At 67.4% G+C, this 23,285-nt stretch carries 12 protein-coding genes; 4 read left to right on the top strand and 8 right to left on the bottom strand.

All coding sequences use genetic code 11. The features are described 5' to 3' along the window. Nucleotides 1-95: 95 nt before the first annotated feature. From AC5P6X_RS11960 to AC5P6X_RS11980, 5 genes are read right to left on the bottom strand one after another with little or no spacing between them, the layout of a single operon-like run. The gene (locus tag AC5P6X_RS11960) at nucleotides 96-1,841 is read right to left on the bottom strand and encodes a putative porin (protein WP_010485359.1); all 1,746 of its coding nucleotides are present in this window, start codon (nucleotides 1,839-1,841) and stop codon (nucleotides 96-98) included. 42 nt (nucleotides 1,842-1,883) lie between these two features. Beyond that, on the bottom strand, nucleotides 1,884-2,549 hold the full coding sequence (tolA, locus tag AC5P6X_RS11965) for a cell envelope integrity protein TolA (protein ID WP_010485357.1): 666 nt from the start codon (nucleotides 2,547-2,549) through the stop codon (nucleotides 1,884-1,886). A gap of 39 nt (nucleotides 2,550-2,588) precedes the next feature. Further along, complete coding sequence (locus tag AC5P6X_RS11970; protein WP_005409874.1) at nucleotides 2,589-3,002, bottom strand: ExbD/TolR family protein; 414 nt, start codon at nucleotides 3,000-3,002, stop codon at nucleotides 2,589-2,591. A 10-nt stretch (nucleotides 3,003-3,012) separates the two neighbouring features. Continuing rightward, the gene (locus AC5P6X_RS11975; RefSeq protein WP_333581001.1) at nucleotides 3,013-4,797 is read right to left on the bottom strand and encodes a DUF2341 domain-containing protein; all 1,785 of its coding nucleotides are present in this window, start codon (nucleotides 4,795-4,797) and stop codon (nucleotides 3,013-3,015) included. Nucleotides 4,798-4,835: 38 nt separating this feature from the next. Then, the gene (locus tag AC5P6X_RS11980; RefSeq protein ID WP_241885186.1) at nucleotides 4,836-6,452 is read right to left on the bottom strand and encodes a ShlB/FhaC/HecB family hemolysin secretion/activation protein; all 1,617 of its coding nucleotides are present in this window, start codon (nucleotides 6,450-6,452) and stop codon (nucleotides 4,836-4,838) included. 201 nt (nucleotides 6,453-6,653) lie between these two features. Between AC5P6X_RS11980 and AC5P6X_RS11985 the strand changes: the two genes are divergently transcribed. Next, nucleotides 6,654-6,989 (top strand): hypothetical protein, encoded by a 336-nt coding sequence (locus tag AC5P6X_RS11985; protein WP_495215490.1) that lies wholly within the window; start codon nucleotides 6,654-6,656, stop codon nucleotides 6,987-6,989. A gap of 100 nt (nucleotides 6,990-7,089) precedes the next feature. Here the strand turns inward: AC5P6X_RS11985 and AC5P6X_RS11990 are convergent, their stop codons facing one another. Further along, the gene (locus tag AC5P6X_RS11990; RefSeq protein ID WP_043396221.1) at nucleotides 7,090-7,539 is read right to left on the bottom strand and encodes a general secretion pathway protein; all 450 of its coding nucleotides are present in this window, start codon (nucleotides 7,537-7,539) and stop codon (nucleotides 7,090-7,092) included. Between the two features lie 115 nt (nucleotides 7,540-7,654). On the opposite strand from AC5P6X_RS11990, the gene gspH reads away from it, so the two are divergent. From gspH to AC5P6X_RS12005, 3 genes are read left to right on the top strand one after another with little or no spacing between them, the layout of a single operon-like run. Beyond that, nucleotides 7,655-8,101 carry a type II secretion system minor pseudopilin GspH gene (gene gspH, locus AC5P6X_RS11995; RefSeq protein WP_010485346.1) on the top strand — a complete coding sequence of 149 codons (447 nt, stop codon included), beginning with the start codon at nucleotides 7,655-7,657 and terminating at the stop codon, nucleotides 8,099-8,101. After that, on the top strand, nucleotides 8,098-8,460 hold the full coding sequence (gene gspI, locus AC5P6X_RS12000; protein ID WP_049480967.1) for a type II secretion system minor pseudopilin GspI: 363 nt from the start codon (nucleotides 8,098-8,100) through the stop codon (nucleotides 8,458-8,460). The genes gspH and gspI overlap by 4 nt, the downstream gene beginning before the upstream one ends. Next, entirely contained in the window at nucleotides 8,457-9,071 is a 615-nt protein-coding gene (locus AC5P6X_RS12005; protein WP_241877214.1) for a prepilin-type N-terminal cleavage/methylation domain-containing protein, read from the top strand. The genes gspI and AC5P6X_RS12005 overlap by 4 nt, the downstream gene beginning before the upstream one ends. A gap of 344 nt (nucleotides 9,072-9,415) precedes the next feature. Here AC5P6X_RS12005 and AC5P6X_RS12010 read toward each other — a convergent pair whose 3' ends face one another. Continuing rightward, a complete protein-coding gene (locus AC5P6X_RS12010) occupies nucleotides 9,416-21,808 on the bottom strand; it encodes a filamentous hemagglutinin family protein (RefSeq protein ID WP_495215477.1) in 12,393 nt (4,130 codons plus the stop codon). Between the two features lie 204 nt (nucleotides 21,809-22,012). Beyond that, nucleotides 22,013-23,203 (bottom strand): substrate-binding domain-containing protein, encoded by a 1,191-nt coding sequence (locus tag AC5P6X_RS12015; protein WP_010485337.1) that lies wholly within the window; start codon nucleotides 23,201-23,203, stop codon nucleotides 22,013-22,015. Nucleotides 23,204-23,285 lie beyond the last annotated feature (82 nt).

Genomic DNA, 23,285 nt, shown 5'->3' on the forward strand with positions numbered 1-23,285 from the left:
CTCCTCCTTTTGAACAACGCGTGGTCTCCCTTCCTTAGACGGGCGCATCGCTGCGCCCCCGCCACGCACGACGTGATCCGCATCACGCCCGCCACTCAGAACCCGGTATTGAACTCCAGCTGGAACACGTCGATCGACAACGGCGCACCGGACACTTCCTTGGCCGCCATCCACTTGCCGCTGATCCAGCTGCGCGCATCCAGCGCGTAGGCGCCGCCCACGTAGTAGCCACGGGCGTTGGTGCCGCCGAGGTGGAAGTTCGGGTCGTTGTACGCGTCCGGCAGCGCATCGGCCTCGATATGCTTGTAGCCCAGCAGCGCCTGCCACTGGCCCTTCTCCTTCAGGTCAGTGGCGCCGAAGGTGGCCTGCACCATCCAGGCGGTGTCGCCACTGCGGAAGGTATCGATGCTGGCGGCGCCACCGGCACCGTAGTTGTTGACGATGCCGTTGTTGGCGCGGCTGAACATGGCCTGCTTGTCGTAGGCCAGGTTGCGGATGTAGTCGCCATCCAGGCGCAGGCCGATGCCCTGGGCCAGCTGCGTATCCCAGCGCAGGTTGAGCGTGGCCAGGCGGAATGCCGAGGCCAGGCCGACATACTGCGGGGTCGGCGTGTTGGCCGGGTCCAGCGGATTGCGCGCGATGTCGCGGATCAGCATCAGGGTATTGCCCTTCTGCATGAACGCTGGGCGCGACCAGTCGGTATCGCAGCCCACCGCGCCCGCATATAGCGCGCACGGCGAGGACAGGCGGCCGCTGATGTTCTTGAAATCGTAGTAGCCCAGTGCGGCACGCAGCGCATTGTCGTCGTTGAAGCGCCAGTTCATGCCGACCTGTGCACCGGACAGCCACTTGTTCTCGTTCGGGGTCTTGACCCGGCTCTGGCTGGGCGCGCTGTCGGAGGTGTACTCCAGCGGTACCACGGCCAGGTTGGCGAACAGGCCGAGGTCACCACCGTCAAAGTCATGCTGCAGGTTGGCGGCCAGGCCGTCGAAGTTCAGGTCGTTGGAGAACAGCGTGTCGCTGGTCCAGAACGGATTGCCGAAGCGGCCGCCGCGCACCGTCACCCAGTCGGCCGGGCTGTAGGCCAGCCAGGCCTGGTCCAGCCACACGTCCTTCTTGCTCAGGCCACCGCCCAGCTGCTCGGTGGTCGACACCGGGCCATTGCTGCTGCCGCTGGCCAGGCGCACGCCGGCCGTGGTGTGCTGGCCGATGGTGGCCTCGATGCCCAGGCGGGCGCGGATGCGCCACAGGTTGCGGCGGTCCTGGCGGGTGTTCAGCAGCGGCGGCAGCTGCAGGTTGGTGTTGGTGTTGGTGTCGAAGCCGTTGCCGGAATTGATCGACGACCAGTTGCTCACGATGTCGCTGTTGCGCTCGGAATAGAAGCGCGACTCGCTGCGCACGCGCATGTCACCGGTCACCTTGATGCGCTTGGTCCACTCAGCCACTTCGTTCGGTGCCGCCCAGCCCTCGGACCTGGCCTGCGCCATCACGTCCTGGCGTACTTCGTCACGAATGCCGTCGCGCACGCTCTGCGGCACGTAGGGCACGCGCACGTCGCCGGCCTCCAGGGCCACGCCACCGCTGGCGGCCGAAGGTGCGGTGGTCGTAGTGCGCGATGCGGCCGCTGCTTCAGCCTCGGCCTGCACCAGCAGTGCCTGGCCGTCTTCTGGCTTCAGCGCGCCGCTGGCGATCAGGCCCTTGATCAGCTTGACCATGGTGGTTTCTGCGGCCATCGCACCGGCCGGGGCGGCCAGGCTGAGCAGCACGGCGCAGCACAGCAGCGCCCGTCGGGCCGGCCGCGGGCGGCGGGAGTCGGTTCGTGCGCGGACGTGGTCGTTCATCACGGTTCTCATCGAAAGAAGGGAAATCACGGAGGTCGGGAATCAGGCCCCGGGCCGGCGGCCCTGGATCAGCACGCGGGCGGGGAAATCGAGCGACGGCGGCGGTGCCTGGTCGACCTTGCCGATGCGTCGCAGCGCATCGAGCACGGCCGCGTCGGCCTCCTCGTTGCCACTGCCACGCACCAGCTCGACCTTTTCCAGGCGGCCATCGTTGGACAGCCACACATTCACCTGCAGCTGGAACGCCAGGCGTTTGACCTTGTCGTCGCGCGAGATCGCCTGCTGCATCAGGTAGCCGAGATAGCGCCCATAGGTGGCATTGCCGGCGCCGCCACGGCCCACGCCGGATGAACCGCCGCCACTGCCGGACTGGATGCCGAAGTTGTCACCACCGGCCTGCGCATCGGCATTCATCGTCACCGGGTCGGCGTTGTCCGGGGTCGGCGTCGGCTCTTCCGCCGGCGTCGGTTGATCCAGCGGCTCCGGCTCGGGAATGGTCTCTTCCGGCGGCGTCTCCGGCTCCGGTGGCTTTTCCGGCGGCGGTGGCGGCGGCGGAGGGGGGGGCGGCAATGCCAGCATCGGCGGCTGCACCACCGGCCTGCGGGTGCTGGCGGTGTCCTTGAACAGCATCCACCATACGGCGATGCCGAGCACCAGCAAGGCGGCCAGCACCAGCGCGACGGTCACCAGCAACTGACGACCGCGCATGCCGGGCTCCGGCCGAGGGGATTGATGGGCCGTCATGCCTCAGCCCTGCGCCTTGCCGGTGACCAGCCCGACCTGGGCCAGCTCCAGCCGCCGCAGCAGGTCCAGCACCTCGACCACACGGGCGTACTGCACCTGCGCATCACCGCGCACGATCACCGGAAAATCCGGCGTGGTCGCGCGCTCGGTGCGCAGGCGGTCTTCCAGCTCGGCCATCGTCACCGGATAGGCATCCAGGAACACCTGACCACTGGGGTCGATGGTGATCGCCTTGGTCTTCGGCTTCTCCAGCGCCACGCTGTTGCTGGCCTTCGGCAGGTTGACCTCGATGCCGGGGATGGAGGCGTTGCTGGTCAGGATGAAGATCACCAGCACCACCAGCAGCACGTCGACGAAGGGCGTTACGTTGATGCCCTTCTCGCGCTTCTTGATGCCGAACTTCGCCTTCTGGCCCATGGCGCGCCCCTCAGCCCTGGACCGCGGCCGGGCCGCGCCCGTCCTGCTCTTCGGCCAGGCGCGCGGCGAACTCGTCGATGAACACCGCCATGTCGGCGCCGATCGCCTCGGCACGTGCACCCAGGTAGTTGTAGCCGAACAGCGCCGGAATCGCGACGCCGAGGCCGGCTGCGGTACACAGCAGCGCCGCGGCCATGCCCGGTGCCACCGAATTGATGTCCACCGCGCCGGCCATCGCCGCCACCACGAACACCAGCATGATGCCGATCACGGTACCGAACAGGCCCACGTACGGCGCGCCTTCGATGGTGGTCGACAGCCAGTTCATGCGCCGTGCCATCGCTTCCTGCTCGCGCACCATCACCGCATCCATCGAGGCGCGGATCGCGGCGATGGTGGCGCCACTGAGGTAACCGCTGTTGCCATCGCGCTGGTGGCGCTGCTGCATTTCATCGATGGCCACCTGGTAGATCCGCCACAGCGAACCGTCGTGCATCGCGGTCGGCGCCTTGCCCTGGCGGTCCATGTCGGACAGGGTGCGCAGCGGCACGCCGGACAACTTTCCGAAGCTCTCGGTGAACACCGCGTTGGCCTTGCTGGTGCGGCCGAAGTGGCGCCCCTTGGCGATCATGATCGCCCACGACAGCAGCATCATCAGGCCGAGGATCGCCACCACCACCCAGGCATCGAACGGCATCGCCTTGAGGATGAAGGCGAAGTGGCTCTGCCCGGCCGACTGCTCGTCGGCGCCATAGCTGATCAGGCGCGAGTCGGCGCCCTGTGCGGTGGCATCGGCCAGCAGCAGTGCCGCCGGTCGTGCTACGCGCGAGATACGCAGCTCATCCAGTGCGCCCTCGAAATTGGCCAGCGGCTGCACCGCGCCAGGAGCATCGGCGCCCACCACCGGAGCGGTGCCCAGCGCCGGCAATTCGCCGCTCAGCTGTGCGACCACGCGGCCATTGAGGTACAGCTGCAGAGCGCCCTTCTCCGCAGTCAGCGCCACATGCGCCCACTGCCCTTCTGGAATCGGCTGTGCCGGCGTGCTGCGCTGGCCATTGAGCTGCACGAACGGCACCCTGTTCTCGATGCCCAGCACCAGTTCGGAAGCACCGTCACGACGGGCGTAGATCGCCTGTGCGGCGTTGTTGCTGCCCGGCTTGATCCAGGCCGAGACGGTGAGCGGCGCGCCCGCCTCCTGCGCAAGCGATGCGCTGGCCGGCAGCGGCAGCGGGGCTGCGCCCAACTGAACGCCGCGGCCGATCACCGAGCCTTCCGACGGCGGCGCCACGGCCCCGGCGTTGTTTCCATAGGCGGTGGTGTCGCGTGCCGGCGCATTGGCCTCGGCAAAGTGGTAGACCAGCGTGTAGTCCGGGTCGAACACCTGCTGGCCATTGCCGCTGGCCGGGGCCTTCTCGTTGCCGTAGTACATCCAGATCGTCTGCGGTGCTGCGGCGCTGACCGCCGGTACGTCCACCCAGACCAAGGCCAGGCCCAGCTTGGGATCGAACTGTTCGATCTGGTGGGCCAGCACGGTGCGGCCATCACCCGAGACGAAGCGCAGGTCGTTGCCCGCGTCCTGGGTGCCGTCGAAACCGAAGTTGCCAGTATGCAGGCGCAGCAGCAGCGGCGTGCGACCCGGGTCACCGGCCAGGCCCGCGCCCTGCGGGCCGGCGTCGACGGTGATCGGCTTGCGGTATTTCCATTCGGCCTGCCACCAATTGGCATCGGCTGCAGCGACCGGCAGCGCAACCAGCGCGGCCAGCAGCAACAACACTCGGGAAAGCAAACGGTCCATGCGAAGGGTCTCCGGAGAACGCATGTTCAAGGGAAGGGTCAGTAACTGGTGCTGATGTTGAAATGCAGGCGCGGGTCGTCCTTGCGCGTGACCGGGCCATCGGCATAAGGCCAGGCGTAGTCCAGGCGCAGTTGCAGGTGTTCGCCGAGGCGCATCTGCGCGCCCAGGCCGACCGAGGCCAGGTTGTACTTGTCACGCTGTTCGGGCAGCGGCTGGCGCAGGCGCAGGTAGGCCGCGTCGGCAAAACTGTAGACGCGCAGATCAGTGCCGCTCCACAGCGACCACGCCGGGGTGCGCCATTCCAGGCTGGCCAGGCCGCCGTAGTCGCCGATCGCCTCGGCCGACAGATAGCCGCGCACGGTGTACATGCCACCGGCGGCAAACTGCTCGGCCGACACCAGCGGCGCGTCGGTCACCTGCAGTGAGCCACGTGCGTACCACTGCCAGTCGTTGCCGAAGGTGTGGGTGTTGGCCACGTCGGCCTTGAAGGCCACGAAGCTCGGGTCGGCCCAATAGCGCTTCTGGCCGAAGGCGGTGGCGTCGCTGCCGTAGCCGAACAGGCGGCGGGTGCCGGCCACCAGCTGTGTGTTGATGCTCAGCTGATCCTGCTCGCCCTGGCGCACGCCCACGAAGGCCAGCGTGATAGGCGCGTACTTCAGCGGCGTCTTCAGGCTGTCCTTGCCCATCTGGGTATCTTCCTCGGTGTCCTTGAAATCCACACCAAGGCTGAGCTGGCGCCACCACTGACTGCTGCCGGCCAGTCGATAGTTGAGCTTGAGGCCGATCGAGTGACCGTTGCCGATCACGTTGGTACCGGTGCCGGTACCCACCTGCCCACCCGCGTTCAGCACGCGGCTGTCGGATTTGTAGCCGGACGCTTCCAGGCTCCACGGCGTGCCTTCGAACGGCATCGTGTACGAGGCCGAGAACACCTTGGCCTGTTTGGTGTCTTCCGGTGCCAGATACACGCCGATGTTGGCGCTGTGCCCGCGCTTCCACAGGTTGTCGTAGGCCAGCGATGCACTCAGGCGCAGCTTCTCGGTGTCGGCGCTGTGGTCATTGTTGAGTGACGCGCTGGCACGCCACGGCGACTTTTCTTCGACCTGCAGGTCCACATCCATCGTGCCCGGCACCTGGCCTTCGCGCACCAGCGGCATCACCTGGCGACGCCCGCCCTCATTCAGCGCGGTCAGTTCTTTCTGGGCCTGGTCGAAGTCCGGCACCTTGCCTTCCGCCAGCGCTGGTACGCGTTCGCGGATGCGCTCGGGCGATTCGTGCTTCGTTCCCACGACCCGCAGCTGGCCGATCGGTGTCTGCTGTACCTTCAGCAGCACTACGCCACCACTGACCTGCTGCTCGGGAAGCTCCACGTAGACCGACTGGTAGCCCGCCTGCTGGTACAGCGCATTGACTGCATCGCGTGCGTTCTCGACATCGGCCAGGGTCTTTCCCGGGCCGAGGAAGGGCTCGACCGCGCGCTCGATCTGGCGCGGATCGAGCACGGTATTGCCGCGCACGATGTATTCATTGATGTTCACGCTGGGCGCAGGCGCTGCCTCCTGCGCGAACAACGGCAGCGGCATCGCGGCCAGGGCCAGCACCAAGGGATGCAGGCGCAAGGGAAGGCGAACGGCTCGGCACGGAACAGGAGTCATCGAAGGCATCGCGTCGTATCGAAGGTAATGGCCATGGAGCGGCGCGTGGGTCTACCAACAGGACGTGCACGTCGCGTCAAAACCGCCAACAGTTTTATGACAGCACTGTCATCTTTTGACAGCGCCGCAACGCACGCAGGCGGACCCTGCCTTCGCCACACGTCTTCATTGCAGAACGTCGATTGCTGCGGGAGATTCGAGATGCGTGAATCATTGATGGTGGAACTGCGCGCTGCCCTCACCCTTGCGTTGCTGCTGGCGTTGGCCCCGGTTCTCGCCGGAGAGGCGAAGAAGCAGGACGATGCCGCACCTTGCATCGAAGTACAGGTCAACGGCGAGCGCATCCCCGCCTGGGAGTGTCTGCAACGCAAACTGGCCCCGGCGCCGAAATCGGCGAAGTCACCGGCTCTACCTGAAGCCGAACGCCTGATGCGGCAGCCCGGCAACCAACTGATGCAGTACAACCTGGAAGGCACACGACAGCGCATGGGCGAGGCCTTTGGTCGTTCGGTGGTACCGCAGCGCCCGGCGCGCTGAGCCTGCACAGTCGCGGTGCAAAGCCCCAGCCCGGCAGGATTCTGTAGCGTCGAGCCATGCTCGACTGTTCTTCCAGGCGCAGCCGAGCGTAGGCTCGGCTCTACAGTGCGGCCGGCACGATGCCATCGATCGGCACCGGCGGCAGCTCAGGCACCGGCAAGCTGCGCGATTGCCCGGCCTGGTTCAGTTCCACCGCGCTGGCACTGATGCTGGCCAGCACCGTGCAAGGTCCGAGCCGTTGGCCGGGCGCATACGCTTCCGCCGGGCGTCCATCCACCGAGAGCAGGGCCAATGGCGCATGGTCACCGGCCATCACGCCCAGCACCACCACCTCGGTCTGCACTGCACCGGGGGACAGCAGCCGCACCAGCGGCAGGCTAGCCACTGCATCGAACATCGGCCGTACCGGCGCCACGGCCTTCGCCTCGCTGGCCGCGGCCGCTGGCGCCACGGCAGACAGGGTGACACCCCAATAGGCCACCACGGCCAGCAGCAGCGTCGCCGCCAGCAGGGTCAGTATGCGATTGCGATCCCAGCGCCTGCCATCCATGTTCCGCACCACCGCCACGTTCGTGTCCGCCCACGCTAGCAGCTGTGGCTGACGCTTTTGTTTCATCATGCCGGCCTACGCTGGCAGGTATCGACCCGGACAGGAGGCAACGTCGATGCAGCGCGTGCCGCGTGGTTTCACCCTGCTGGAACTGATGGTGGTGCTGGTGATCATCGGCATCTGCACGGCCGGAATCGGGCTGGGCCTGGGCAGCCTGCTCGACCCGGGCCGGCAGCTGCGGCAGGAAGCCGAGCGGTTGGCGCAGCGCCTGCAGGTGGCGCGCGATGAGGCGCGCATCGATGGCCGCCCCCTGCGTTGGCAGGCCGACGCCAACGGCTATCGTTTCAGCCGCCGCGAAGGCAGCGGTTGGGTGACCGTTGAACACGATGATCTGCTGCGTCCGCAGAAGTGGCAGGCAACGGGCATTGCGGTGCAGCCCGCCAACCCCATTGAGCTGAGCCCGGAGTGGATCGGTATCGCTTGGGAGCTTGGATTGTCGCTGGAGGGTCGCAAACTGCGTCTTCGTGATGATGGCAGCGGACAGTTGCAGGTCGTGCAATGAAGCAGGCGGCGCGCGGATTCACCCTGATCGAAGTGCTGATCGCATTGGCGATCGTATCGATTGCACTGGCGGCGGTGATGCGCTCGGTGGCAGTGGCGACTGACGATCAGTCACGGCTGCGTGACCGTCGCCTGGCATTGATGTGTGCGCAGGATCGCTGGCAGGAACTGCGCCTGAGCGGACAGGCACCGCAGGATGCCCGGCAACGCTGTGTGCAGGGGCGCAGCAGCTTCCTGGTGCTTCAGCATCTGGGCACGGGCAACGATGGCCAGCCGCAGCTGGAACTGAGTGTGGTTGCCGAGGACGCTCCTCGGCAGTCGCTGGCGCGGATGCAGTTGCCGTGGACGGCGGCGCAATGAGGCGCGCCGTCCGCGGCTTCACCCTGATCGAGGTGATGATTGCGATCACCATCATGGGCGTACTGGCGCTGATCTGCTGGCGGACGCTCGACAGCGTGGCCAGCAGCGACCAGCGTCTGCGCCAGGCCGATGCCGAGACCACGACGGCGCTGCGCGTGCTGCAGCAGTTCCAGCGTGATATCGAAATGCGCGCAGACGATGCGTTGATGAATGGTGCAGTGCGGCCGGCCGATCAACCGCAGCGGCTGCTGCCGCCTTCGCTGGTGAGCGAGCGGCATCCGGATGGGAGCTTCGCGCTGGAGATCACCCGCAGTGTCGGCAGCGATGGGCTGCGCTGGCAGCGGGTGCGCTGGTGGCGGCAGGGAAGTACGCTTTGGCGGGCCAGCGGCGCAGCGACGGATCGGTATCCCCTGCCGGCGCCGGATCTGTCGAAGGGCATTGCCGTGGCGCGCGAGGTACAGCGGTTCGAGGTGCGGGCCTGGCAGCCAGGAACGGGATGGGCCGTGTTGCCGAGCGAAGGCGAGGTAATGCCGGCCACCGGACTTGAACTGCGGTTGGGCCTGCGCGATGGGCGTGGGCCGCTGAGTTACCGGCGGGTGCTGGAGCTTTAGGATTCTTCCCAGGCAAAGCATCCACGCACGGCGTGGATCTACGGTGGGTGCCGACCGTGCCTTGGTGGGTGCCGACCGTTGGTCGGCATTGTTGTTGGCTCCGGAATCCGCGCATTGCATGGATCCCCCCGCCTGCCGCCGGGCACTCTCCTGCACCCGGCGGCGTTGTGTCGGTGGTCCTCACCGCTGATGGCCGCTCCCTGCCCTCCGTGCCGTCCTGGCTGGGGCCGCCACCGCTCCGTGGCGGCTGGCCCGATGCTGTCCGCTCTTCCGGCCCGATCGCATCCACGCAAGGCGTGGATCTACCTTGGTGCCGACCGTTGGTCGGCACGCTTGCAAGAGGCCTACCGGCGCTGTGTGCCCTCGTCGCGACTTGCCTGCGGGAACTGGAAGGCACTGTTGGCGTCATAGCCAGCGTTGGCAGTATTGCCACGCGCCGGCGGGTTGATGCTGCTGGTGCCGCTGCCGAAGCCGAGGATCTGCACACTGATCACCGATGGCTGGTTGCGCCGCGCATCATCCTGGCTCTTGCGCATCACATCCTGTGCCGCTTGGCTGGCGCTGTTGGCTGCTGCACTGGCCGAGGCCAGCGCGTTGACGTTCACCGTGGCCAGCACGGGCAGGCCCTTGCTTTCACCCTGTACCTGGATGTTGGCGGCGTTGAGCACCTGCAGCGCGGCCAGGTTGATGTTGCCCGAGACGCGGATGCCAGCCTCGCCCGCATCGATGGTGCCCAGCGGCGCGATCAGGTCGACGTCGCCCGGTCGTACTTCGGCAATGGGGTTCAACGTTGCGATACCTGCACCACTGGCCGGGGCCTGCGGCGACAGGATCACGTTGCCCCAGCCGTCATAGACGCGACGCGGTGGCGTGTACAACAACGTGGTCTGCGAACCACGACCGGCGTTGATGTCACCCTGCTCCGACCAGGCCAGGATGTCTCCGCCGAACGTTGTCATCACCCGAGACAGCCCCAGCAGAACGCTGTCCTGGCTGAACAGACGGATGTCACCCTGCCCCTGGGTCACCAGCCCGGCACTGGCCGGCGGCACCACGCCCTGCACACCCACCACGATCTGTCCGCCCGGCGCCATCAGCTCGATGTTGCCGCCGGCTTCGGTACGCACGCCGGAGCCTCCGTACATCAGGATGTCGCCGGTGCGCTGGATCGTCGCCCCCGTCGCATCCTTGTCCGGCATCAGCGTGGCGATGGCCTCGCGCCCACGGAGGTACGAACCGAAGCGCGGCCCTTCGGCATCGGTGTACTCGCGTCCGCCTTCGCGCAGCTCGGCGTAGTAGATCTGGCGCAGGAAGATGCGCTGCTGTTCCTTCGGCAGCCGGTCGAATGCTGCCAGGGCCTCGGCGCCATCAACCGCCAGACCGAAGCGCTGCTGCAGCCACTCCCTCAACTCCTTGTCGTAGATCTTCACCGCCTTGCCCGGCTGCGCAGCCAACGACTGCGAGGAATCGGCGAGGTTGGCCGGATCCAGGTAGTGCGTGCGCAGTGCATCGAAATCAATGCCCTGGTTGCCGGCAGTCACTGCGATGCTGGCGCCGGGACGGGCATCGCCTTGCACGACGCCGCCCAGGCTCACGATGCTTCCGGCCTCTTCCTGGCGCAGCTGCCGGCCCGCACTCACTTCGACGTTGCCGGGGCCGGCAACCGTCAGGTTGCTGCGGATGATGTCCCGGCCCGCTTCGATCCCGCTGATATCGGTACCGCTGGTGTTGAGCGCGGTGACATCCGCGCCGATCACATCGCGACCGGCGCGCAGCTGTACCGCCGAGCCCGCTTCGTACCAGTCGAATACGGTACGCGCGCCGTTCTCGGCATTGCGCGACAGTTGCCGCCTGTCGCCGCTTCCCAGCCCGATGATATCGCCGGCCACTGCATAGAACCGGCTGGCCACGGTCGGTGTGGTTGGCAACAGCACGCCGAGCGCGGTATTGGGACCGAAGGCAAAGTACGGCAGCGTAGTGCCAGGACTGGCGCCGTTCCCGTCCGCGGGTACATTGCTGCGCACGGTTCCTGCGTTTCCGGGGCCTTGCGCGATGAAGCCGGGATTGAATGGGCCGGGGACACGGGCATCACTGCTTGAGCGCACAATCTGAGTGGCCCGGTCGGTAGCCAGGATCGATCCTCCCGCCAATACCTCCAGCCGACCCGACGCCGAGGGCGCCAGCACGATGACGTCCTGGGCATCGGGCACGCTGCCACTGCGCAGACTGGCGAGATTGATGTTCCCGGAGGCCGCGATGGCCGTGAACCGGGAGGGATACAACCAGTAGTTGAGATAGGCATCGCCATTGCTGGGGTTGATCCTGATCACCTCCCTACCCTGGTTGCTGCCGGTCGTGTGCTGCGTGCCAACCAGGCCCGGCGAGAGATTTCCGCCTGCGGAGAACAGGTCGAGCGCGGTGCGCGGCGTCCACAGCGAGAACCAGCTTGTGCCCGACGCGTGGCCGCCCCCTTCCAGCAGGATATCGTTGAAGTTGGCCACGGGAACCCGGCCGGGATCGGCGGCACTACCCAGTACCACATCGCCGCGCGCCTGCACCTGGGCGGTGGAATCGCCCAGCACCAGCACCGGCCCGGCCATCGCAACGGGTGCGTCGGCCACGAACGGATTGTGCAGGCCCAACGTGCCGTAGCTGCTTTGTATCGCGCTGAGACCGCCGATGCGCGCCGCCTGCAGCAGCGTGCTGCCGCGTAGATTGGTCACGGTGCCGTTGAGATCCAGATCCTGCTGGAAACCCTCGGGCTGCTGCGCGCTTGCGCGCAGGCCGGGGTTGACCGCTCCGCCGCTTCGCAGCGTCAGGTCTCCGCCCCCCGTCAGATGCAATTCACCGTTGCTGACCCGTCCGGTCGACCCGACCGCCGCGACGATCGCGCTGGAATGGGGCGCCGTCAACAATCCCAGAGCATTGCCCATCGGCGCGATCACGCCCGAGTGGCGGCCTGCTTCCAGGGACAGATTACCGCCGCCCAGCGTGCCGAAACCGGTAAAGCCGACCAGGCGAGGCGTCGCATCCAGCTCAGGGCCCACCGTGCTGTAGGTACCGAAATTGATCCACCAGCTGGTTGCGCTCTGCACTACACCAGCAGTCGTGCCCGATCCCTGGCGCCACAACCAGTTGCCCACCGCGGCGCTGGAATGCCCGGCCTGGTCGCGCTGCGGCGTGCCCGCCTCTGCGCGCGCGCTCCAGGTATCACCGGTGATATCGCGGCCCGCTTGCACGTGCAGATTGCCACCCTGGTCGGGATACCACGCCTGGTAAGTGGCGATGGCGGCATCGTAGCGGCCGGACGCCTGGACCGGGCCCAGCAGCGCGGTGTTCCTGGGCACTGGGGCCCGCCCCGGGGTGAACTGCGTGTCACGGCCATCACCCAGCGCCGTCGGCGCACCTGCGGTGTACACACCGAAACCGGACTTCATGCGCACATCCTGCGCGGCCAGCAGCGCCAGGTCACCCTTGCCGGTGCGCAGGACGCTCCAGGCCGGTGCACCCAGGCGCTTGCCATAGGTCGTGACTTCAGTCAACGTGCCGCCGCCATAGCAGTAGCCCATCGCCGCGCAGATTTCTTCCTCCGACATGCCCATCTCGGCCCCGAGCTCCGTAGCCGGGCGGCCGACCCACGATTCATCGCCCCACCATGCCAGCGAGCCTTCCTTGTCGACCAGGCGCGGGGCCGGACCGCAGTAGGGTCCGGAATCACAGACATCGCTCTCGGTCATGCCAAGCTCCCGAGCGAGATCCGCTACGGGTTTTCCGACCCACGACTCATCGCCCCATAGATCCAGCGAGCCATCCACGGTGATCACGCGGTCGCCCTTCCATTCCGTCGTCGTGGTCACCGTACCGATGGTGCTGTAGTGGCTGTCGGCCAGCACGATGCTGCCGTCACTCCCCCAGCGCCGGGTACGCGGATCGGCGGCGGTCGTATCAGCACCGGCCACCGCGGTCAGGTCCCACGAGGTGGTGCCTTCGGGCAGCATGGCCGCCAGCGCCCAGTTGCGGCCCTGGCGTCCGCTGGCATCGGCCGCCCGCAGCTTCACCGGTGCATCGCCTGGCAGCTCCACCTTGGTCATCGACGGGATGATCGCACCGGCATGCAGGTTCAGCGCGCCTGAAAGCTTCATCGCCATGGGCAGGGCGACGCCGGCCGGCCACACCTGTGCGGCCAACGGCGCCGGCGTGCGCAGGCGGAAACCGGCACCCAGTCGGGCACCGGGCTGCAACGCCAGCGCCTGTGCCAGCACGGTGCCGGCCACCATCACCTGTCCGCTGTCTGTGGTCACTACCGCGCCCAGCACGGTACCGGCCGGCAGCAGCAGCGGCCCGGACAACACCATCTCCGCCGGTAGCACGGTTCCGGCCGGCAGGGTTACCGCCTCGAAGGGCAGCGCATAATTCAGCGTGGCACCGGCGCGGAACTCGGTGCCGCCCTGGAGCTGGACACCCTCGCCCGGCACGATCAGGTCACCGCCAAACGCGGTGTTCGGTGAACCCGTACTGCGTCCTTCCAGCAACACCCAGCCGTCTTCATCGGGATTGGCAGGCGGTGGCGCGAACCCATCGTTGATGCTGCCGTAGACATTGACGTCGCCCTCGGCACGCAGTACCAGCGCGGCCGACTCACCGAAGCCACGGCGCGCAGGATCGGCCCGGTTCGACTGCGGTCCGTAGCGGTAGCCGGACAGATCGATATCACCGGCCACGACCAGATCACCGCGCGGGTTGTCACTGCTGGTTCGCGCCATGATCTGCACACCGGGGCGCAGGCGATAGCTGCCCAGTGCGGAGATGCGCTGCTGCAATACGGTATTGGCCAGCGCGGCGTTCATCCACTGGCTGTTGTCCGGATCCACCACCGTATCCAACCATTGCTGGTTGATCACCTGCGGACGATGGCCATGCACGTCCGGAGCGCTGGCCAAAGGCGCCGAATCATAGCTGCGGAAGGCGTTGACCTGGAGGTCGCCGGCGCCGGCAATGCGGATGCCGCTGGCCACTTCGATTGCTGCATCGTTGCTGCCCACGCGGGGCACGTTGAGCTTGACGCTGCCGCGCGCGCGGGCGTCGTTCTGGCCCGGGCCGCTACCGGTCGCCACCGACGTGCCGGCGCGCAGGTCCATCGAGGCAGCCGCACCCAACTGCAGGCTGCCGTTGGCCGAGGTCAGTTCGATCATGGCCCGGTTCGGGCTGTCGATGATCTTGCCGTAGCTGTCCACGCGCAAGGCGCTGCCATGCGCGTCCAATGTGCCATCGATACGCAGCACGTCGCGGGCGGACAGGCGGATGCTGCCGACCTGTTCGCCACTGGCATCAACGCGGCCATTGACCTGCAGGCTGCCGCCATCGACGCTGATATCAACGTTGCGGGCCTTCACCTCATCGCCGATCACCAGGTCGCCTTCGCTCAACTGGAAGGTCCGGCCACCGGTAATACCACCGGCGGTAAGCCGTGTATTGAGCCCGGAGAAGTCCTGCAACTGGCGTGCGCGCACCACCACTTCGCCACCGTCATAGGGCACTTCGGTGCCACCGGCGTCGTAGCGGCCGCTGGCACCGCCAAGCAACGAACCTGCCAGATCGACACGGCCGCCCTGCGGGCCCAGCGCAGCAACGGTCAAGCGGCCGCCGCGGTTGTTGCGGGCGGAAAGATCGATCCGCGACGCCGCGTCGGCAACGATGTCACCTTCGCGGCTCGACAGCGCCACGTCACCGCCCCAGCTGTACTTGTCCACGTCGAACAGGCTGACCTTGCGCCCTGCCATGTCCAGCACTGCATTGCTGCCAAGCACCACGCCCTGGCGTGCGTTGGCCTCGAACCTGCCGGACGCCAGCGCCACCCTGCTGTCGATCACAACGCGTTCGGCCGTGATGGACAACTCGGCACCCAACGCATCGCTGCCCGCGGTCGCCGCGGCGCCGCGCAGCTGCACCGTACCGCCATTGCGGATTGCCAGCTGCGCACCGGCATCACCGGTCAGCAGGGGAGTGACGATGTCCAGCGCGCCGCCACTGAACTGCCAGCCGCTGCCTGGCAGATAGTCGCCCTGCTGCTGGAACACATCGAGGCTGCCCTTGCCCGAGAACAGCATGCGGTCCGACGCTGCCAGGGTAACGCCGGCAAAGCCGAGCACCTGGCGACCGGCCGCCACAGACGAGTTGGGGCGGGTGAACGGCGCACGCCCCAGTTCCAGCACCCGTGTATTGATCTCCAGCTGCCCTTGGCCGAGCCGGCCCACCATCGCCTCGCCGGGCGGTTGTGCCAGCTCGCCGCCGGGCAGGTCGGTGCCGGCCAATGTCCCATCCCAGACCAGCGTGTCGGCGAAGATGCGCGCGCGGTCGGTGGCGGCAGCATAGCCGTGGATGGCCGGCGCACCCAGCACCAGATTGCGCAGGCTGCTGCGACCGGTCGCGCCATCGCGCGTATCCAGGTCGACACTGCCGAACACGTTGATGGCATCACGCGCGGTCAGGCTGAGCGCCTCCAGTGCGGGAGCGCCGATGGCGGTGTTTCCGCGCAGCAACCGCTGCAGCACCTCCTGGTTCATGGTCATGCCCGTGGGCAGGCCGCCGGCCGCCGACGCCATCGCAATGGCCTCGGTGCTGCCCAGGTTGAGTGCGGACATGCCCAGGCCGAGCTGGCGCGTGCCATAGCTCAGCGAGTCACCCATGTTCAAGGCGCCGTCGGTGACCACGTTGATGCTGCCCGCCGACAGCAAGCGGGTCTGCCCACTGCAGTCCGCCTCGCAACCGCCGATGTCGATCGCTACCGGCCCGCCGGCACTTCCGCCCTGTGCACTGAGCGCCGTCAGGCGCTGGTTGGACACGGCAAGCAGGCCGCCCGCGACCAGGTAGGGCGCCGTGGGCTGCGCCACGCTCGACGGGCCCGACTGGGACAGGGTGTCGATCGAAACGCCCTGCTCGACCAGGATACCCCTGCCTCCGAACGCGGCCGACAGCAGCACTTCCTGCGCCGTCAGGTTGACGCCGTTGCGCACCACGATGTGCTGTGCGCCGCCCTCCAGCGCATAGGTGGTTGCATCGCGCCGCAGCGTGCCGCCGATCAGCATCGTTACCGGACGGAATGCATTGAGCGTGGTATCGGAGACGGTAGCGCCGCGCCCGCTGGCGGCATCGGCGCCCTCGCTGGCGATCTCCAGCGTTGCACCATTGGAGACACGCAGATTGACCGAGAGCGTGCCGCCGAGCCCGTCACTGCTGCCGGCGCCAAAGCGGGACAGGCCGAGGAAGGTTGCCGCCGGGGTACCCGACCGTCCTGCGCCTTCACCGAACACCAGGTTGAGGCTCCCGGCATCCACCGTCCGCCAGCGCAGCGCTTCGCCACGCCGCTCGGCCACGCCCTGCACGAACGCGTTGTAGGAGGTTTCGTTGTAGCCGGCGTGGCGGCGAACCGCCTCCGCTGGTGTCAGCACCAGGTCGGTGAGCAACGGCGACACCGCCCCGCCCAGGCCCTGCGCGCGGTGCCCGCTGATGCGCCAGGAGCCGGTGCCGGTCGCCACCGGCGAGACGTTGCCCAGCGCGCTCTCGGCGCCGATCTCGACGCGGAATGCGCCCTTCTGCAATGCGTAGTTCGCCGGCAGCAACGTGTAGTTTCCCGCCGGGAGTCCAGGCACGCCGTCCGGAATGACGATCTCCTGGCCGACACGGGGATCGACGCTGCCGTCACCGGTCGCCAGCGGTGCCTGCACGTCCGCTCGGCCCGGCACGATTGCGTAGACCGCATTGCCCGCGCGACTGAAGCCATAGCGTGGATTGGCATCCGCCAACGAATGCCGCAGGACATCGACCGAGCCACCGCGCCCGGCGACGAACGCAGCGCCGGTCAACTCACCTCCGCCGGAGACATCCACGATGCTGCCTGCGGCACCGTTGAAGGCGTTGGCGACGATGTCCACACCGATCGGGGCATCGATCGATCCAGGAACCAGCACATCGAACTCGGCGCCGTTCCGGCGCCATGTCACACCGTCCACGGTACCGCCAAACGGAAGCGCCAGGCCGGCGCCACTGATCGAGGTCACGCTGCCACCCAGCAGGTCGACGCGGCTGGCGCGATTGGTGTTTCTTTCACCGCCACCCAGTTGGACGCGGCCCCACGGCGCCTGCACGTTGCCGCCCTGCACCACCGTCGCCGCGACCAGTTCCAGGCGGCCGAATGCCGAATCCGGTGCCGGTTGCGTGGCACTGCCAACGCCGTGGATGCGCAATACAGCCTCCGGGTTCTGCCAGGCAGGCTGTCCCGACGGACCGATGTCCGCAACGCCAGCGACGATGCGCCCGCGCGCCCGGGCCGCCGGGTACAGACGGGCTGCACTGATATCGATCGAACCCGGGGACGACAACGAAGTTTCCTGGGCGCTGCTGGCTCCCGGTGCCAGCAGGCGGATGTCGCCACGGCTGTCCAGGTTGACATGGTCGAAGCCCGCCAGCCAGCTAACGTCGCGCAGGTCGATCAGGTTCGCCTTCACATCGAAACGATGTTGCTTCCCTTCGTCGAACCGCGCCTCGACCGGCCGCAGCGTGCCCTCCCCCGCCGGCTGCCACCAGCGTCCCTGCGCAAGGCGCACGTAGGGCGCGCTCAGCAACAGGCGGCTGCCCTCGCTGTTGCCTTCCGCAAACCCCAGGGCGCGCTCATTCATGCCATGGATGCGCAGGCTCTGGTCCAGGCGCAGATTGACATCTCCCTGGACGCGGAAGTCGCCGAACAGGGCCAGATGATCGAAACCACCGGCCTCGATCTGCTCCACCGACAGTGCCGCATGGCCGTACTCAAGGCGTGCAGGCAGGTCCGCCGTCTGCGCGGCGTGCTGGGTCAGCGAGATCACCCGCGGCGCCAGCACGTCCTTGCCCACTGCCGTTCTGCCGTAGGTGCCGCCCCCAAAGGCAACACCGAGGGTGCCGCCGCGCGCGCCGTCGCCGCCCGCTGCTGCGTCCAGTTCGCCCTGCAGGTACAGCGCATTGCCCGCGCGCAGCACGATGCTGCCGCCATCGCTGTCCACCCGGGTGCGCCCGCTGCCATCAATGTCCAGCAGCGCCGAAGCACCGGACGCGTCCAGCCGCGCACCGCGCTCCACCACCACGAAGGTATCGGGCGGCAGGTGGCGTACGTTGTCCCGGTCTTCCCAGTCCAGCGCCCCGCCGATCTCGATCGCTCCGCCCTTGCGCACCTGGCCGCGCAATGTCCGGCGCGCGTCGGGCAGGGAAACGCTATCGCCGCTCACGTCAAGCAGTGCGCCATCGGCGATCGTCCACTGGCGCTCGCGGCGTGCATCGCCGCGTACGCCCGACGGATCGAATGCCTCGTCCAGGCGGATGCGGCCGCCGGCCGCCTTCAGGTTGCCGGCCACCTTCACGTTGCCGGCGCTGAACAGTTCGATCGACTGGCCCGGGTCGACCTCGATCCTGGCGCCCTTGCCAACGCGCAGATCGGCCGTGGACAGCAGATGCCCGGCGCGCAGTGTCAGGCGCGCACCGCCGCGCTGCGACACACGCCCGCTGCTCGGATCGGCCTCATACAGCGACGGCGTCCAGGCCTGCACGCCCAGCTCGCGGGTCAGTGCCTGCTGTGCGCCTTCGGCCAGCCGCAGCGCCGGTCGTTCCACCTGCAGCTGGGTACCTTCTTCAACCGTCAATCCGTTGTGACCGGCGATGTCATAGCCGGCAAACCCACTCCTGAACAGTGCTGGCTGCAGTCGCAGCGACGCCGCCGATGCATCCGTGCCAGGCGCGCCGATGGACACCACACCGCCGGTTGCCAACGTGAAGTTGCCGCTGCCATTGCCGAGCGCGCTGAAGCGTGCGTCCTCGCCGATACGGATCCGTCCGCTGCCGTCAGTGCCAACCTCGGTGCTGGCCGCGAGCAGGCTGACACTGCCACCCTTGCCTACGCGCCCCTTGCCACTGGCATCGATCGCGCCGCCGCCATCGACCAGAATCGCGGCCCGCTCGCCCACATGGATATCGTGGCTGCTGTTGAAGCGCACCTGTCCGCCGTCGATCCACGCCTGTGCGGGACCGCCATCCGGCGCAGCAAGCGCGTTGCCCCAACCGCCGCCAAGATCGATCCGTGCGCCAGCCGCAACATCCACCGCACCACGTCCGGACGTCAGCAATGCCGTGGGCCCGCCAAGCGCCGCAAGCAGATTTCCGGCTTCCACCTGCCCGCCGGCAATCTGCACCGTTCCACCAAAGTTGACGCGGCTTGCGGTGAGTCCAAGCCGGCCGCCCTCCTGCAACCTGAGCGTGCCATCGAGGTCGATACGACCGGCCGATGCGAGGTCCACCTGCCCCCATCGCTGGGCGCTCAGCACCTCACTGTCCAACCACACGGTATTGCGCTGTGCTTCCCCGACTGGCGCCTGCAGCGTCCACGGCCGGGTGTCGGCCTGGAGCGCTCCAATGCGGACATTCGAGTCGAACACCGCGCTGCGCCCGCTGTTGTCGAAACGCCCGAGCCAGAGCTGGGCGTTGCGGGCCACCGCCGTCTGTGCCTGCGCGTAGCCCTCCTGCTCCTGATCGGGCCGGCGCGTCTGCTGTGCGCCCTGGAAGGCCACCGTATCCACCTGGCCCTGCAGAACGGCCGTGGGCGCCGAGATCAACAGGCGGCCAGCATCGCGTCCCACGGTATAGCCATTGTCGAAACGCTGGGTGGGTGCCACCAGCGGATTGCGGAACGATTCGGTCACCCCCCACCGCTCCTGCTTCACTTCATAGCCCTGGTACAGACCGTCGTACAGCATCTCGGCCGGTGCATCATCAAGCCGGTACAACTGCCCGTCGCGGCCCCGCAGCCAGCTCTGCTGCACCACGCCGGACTGCACATCCAGGCTGCCACCGGCCAGATTGATGCGCGAACCGGCGTGGCTGACCACTTCCTTGCCTGCCAGCTGGACGGTGCCGCCCTGCGCCGCCCATTCGCTGATCGAATGCCCCTGATTGTCCAGGTAGCCACCCACTTCCAGCAGGCCGCCGCCGGCATACCAGCGCGTGCCTTCATAACCGCCGGTACCGGCGGCAACTTCGGTCAACTGGCGGCGGTCGATCCACACCTCGCTGCTGATCAGCTTGCCGCTGTCACGGTTGTCCGGCGAATCGCGCAACTCATTGCCCTGCACCTTCACCTTGACGTTGTTGCTTTCCATCGCCACCTGCACACCCACCGCACCGGAGACGTCCACGCGCGCGCCATCATCCAGATAGCTGCGCCGGCTGGCGTCGGCGATCACCTGGCCGCCGGTGGCCACCGCCAGCGAACCGGCCTGGAAGTTCACATCGCCGCCGGAGACGACTTCGATGCGGGATTGCTCACGGCGGTCCTGCAGGCGCGAGAGATTGTCGAAGGTGCCACTGTTGCTGGAACCGCGCAGCTTGTCCTGCTCGGCCGATTCCTTGATGAGCGCGTTGCGCTGGCTGTCCAGCGCCGTGCTCTTGCCATCGTCTTCCAGCAGTACTGCCGTGGTCGAGCCGGCGGCCAGGGTCACGCTGCCGGCCGCATCGGACGCCGAGTTCAACAGGTGCACCGTACCGCGCTGGTTCAACGTGGTGGTCGCAACCGCAACGCCGGCCTGCTCGACGGTGCGGCCGGCCAGCGTGACATCGCCTTCGCGCGCCTGGATCAGACCACTGTTGCGAACACTGCCCGCCGTGCTGTCAGCGACGAAGCGCGGGGCAATCTCATTGCCGCGGGTGGTGGACGCGGTGTTCTGGGCGGTTCCCACGCCGCGACGGATCACGAAACTGTCACCGGCGGCCAGCTGGGTCTGTCCCTTGCGGGTTTCAATCTGGCCCGCGTTTTCCACGCTGTGGCCAGCCAGCAGCACATAACCGCCGCCCCGTGTAGCCGTGGTCGGTTCGTGCGTGGTGATGCGCGCACCGCGTTCGACCATGACCTTGCCCACGGCGTCGGTCAGCACCGAGGTGTTCGCGTCGGCACTGTACAGGCCCTGCTCGCGGAACTGCGCATCGCTGATGCGTGCGGCCGCTGCCACCAGATTGCGGACATTGACCTGGCTGTTGTTGCCGAACACCACACCGTTGCGGTTGGCCACGAACACCGTGCCATTGGCCTTCAGCTGGCCAAGGATCTGGCTGGGCCTTGCGGCGGGATCATTGACCCGGTTCAACACGGCCCAGTCGGGGTTCTGCAGGAAATTCAGTGTGGTGTTGCCACCAATGTTGAAGGTTTCCCAGTTCAGGATCGCCTGGTCGGCGGTCTGCTCGATGTTGACCAGCACCCGCCCGTCGGCCGCCTGCGACTGGATCGCGTCGCGCGCATTGATCCAGCCACGCGTCAACGGATTCTCGTCAACCTTCAGGCCATCCTTGCCCAGGCCATCGGCCACTACGAATCCCGCCTCGCGGCGCGCCTGCCGTGCCTGTTCCTGCAGGCGCTGCTGCAGGGCGATGGCCTGCGCGGCCGTACCAAGGTTGTCGATCGACTGCTGCAGCTTCTGCCGTGCCGCATCCTGCTGCTGCGCGGGTAGCTGGAACTGGATCGGCACACCATTGGGCATGCGCCCGCTCTGTGCGGCCGCGCCCTGCGCCGCACCGCGCTCGGCGAACCAGCCGGGGCTGAACGCCTGTTGGGCCTGAGTGGCCGGAGCCACCACGCTGCCCAGGGCCACTGCGACGGCCCAGGCCATCGGGTGGCTGCGCCACAGGGCAGCAGGGAAACGGGCGGTGGGCGAATGCGGGTGCGACATCGGGGACCTCGTCAACCTGATGGGCCGCGCTGGCGGCGGCGTGTACGGATGGGCCTGCACAAGGCACGCCCTGCACCTCATAGACGGTGGCGGCGGCGTGAAGGCGACAGGCGCATCACTGTCATGCAGCGGACATACGCAGAAGGCGCCGGCATTGCTGCCGGCGCCCTTGTACGTTTCCTGCAACTACCAAAGCAATCGCAGTTACAGCGGACGGCCGATGCCCGAGCAGGTGCTGGGGTTGTTCACGGCCCCGGCGTTGGTGGCGGTCGCAAAGCGGGTGCGGATCGCATCACGCCAAGCCTTGGTCAGCGGGATGAACTTGTGCGCGCGGATGGCGGCGTCGTTCGGGCCCTGCTCCACGCCGTTGATCACCGTGCTGCCGTAGTGGCGGGTCAGGAAGCCGCGGATGTTGGCGCCCACGGTGCCGTTCTTGTAGCACTGGCCGAACACGAAGTTGGTGTAGCCCGCGATCGGGTAGCCCGCGTTCGGGTTGCCGAACACCGGCACCCAGTTGGCCGGGTTCTCAGCGGCGGCATCGGTCGGCGGAGCGACGGTTTCCAAGGTCGCCTGCACGCTCACTTCGTCCGGCGAGAAACCCTTGACCTTGGCGACCTTGGTGGCGTCGGTCAGGCTCGGGATCACGTCCGGGCCGACGTAGCCGATGCGGCCATCGGCAGCGTACACGGCGTTGTACACCGAGGTGCCGCCGGTGGCCGGGGCAGCGACGAAGTTCGACGGAACCGTGGTGAACAGGTTGGCGAAGGTCGACTGCACCGAGAAAGCCGGCACGCCATTGGTCAGCTTCAGCGCGGTACCGGAGACGTCGGCCGGCTTGCAGGCGCTGGTCAGGAAGCGGGCCAGCAGCTCGGTGGTACCGCTGCTCTCGCCACGGTAGACCACCTGGATGGCACCGCTGCGGGCGCTGTCGATGCTCGACCAGCTGGTGATCTTGCCGGAGAAGATGCCGCAGATCTGGGTCACCGACAGGTCAACGGCCGAACCGGCCTTGTTGAACGGAATCGTGACCGAGGTGGCTACCGACGGGATCTGCACCAGGGCGCCGTAGCGGTTGGCATCGCCGGACACGTTGTAGGTGCTGTTGTAGGTGTTCAGCTCGGTGCTGCTCAGCACCGAATCGCTACCGGCGAAGTGCACGGTACCGGTGGTGGAGAACAGCGCCGAGTTGTTTTCCAGGAAGGCCTTCTTGCCGGTACCCGAGCCGGTCACGGCGTAGCTGAAGTTGGCCGGCAGGATGCTGTCAGCCGAACCCTTGTAGAGGTCGGCCGGCAGCGAGGCGCCGCCGCCGGTGACGGCGGTCTGGGCCGAAGCGGCACCGGCAGTGGCCAGCAGCGCGGTGGCAACCAGCGCGGCCAGGGTCTTGTACTTGTTCATGATCTTCTCCTGAAGGGTTTACTGCGAAGGGAAACACCAAGGGAGGAACGGTCACTACACGCCTGCTGCCGCCGAGGGCCTC

The sequence above is a fragment of the Stenotrophomonas sp. YJH_SMC_40 genome (genome assembly GCF_059368615.1).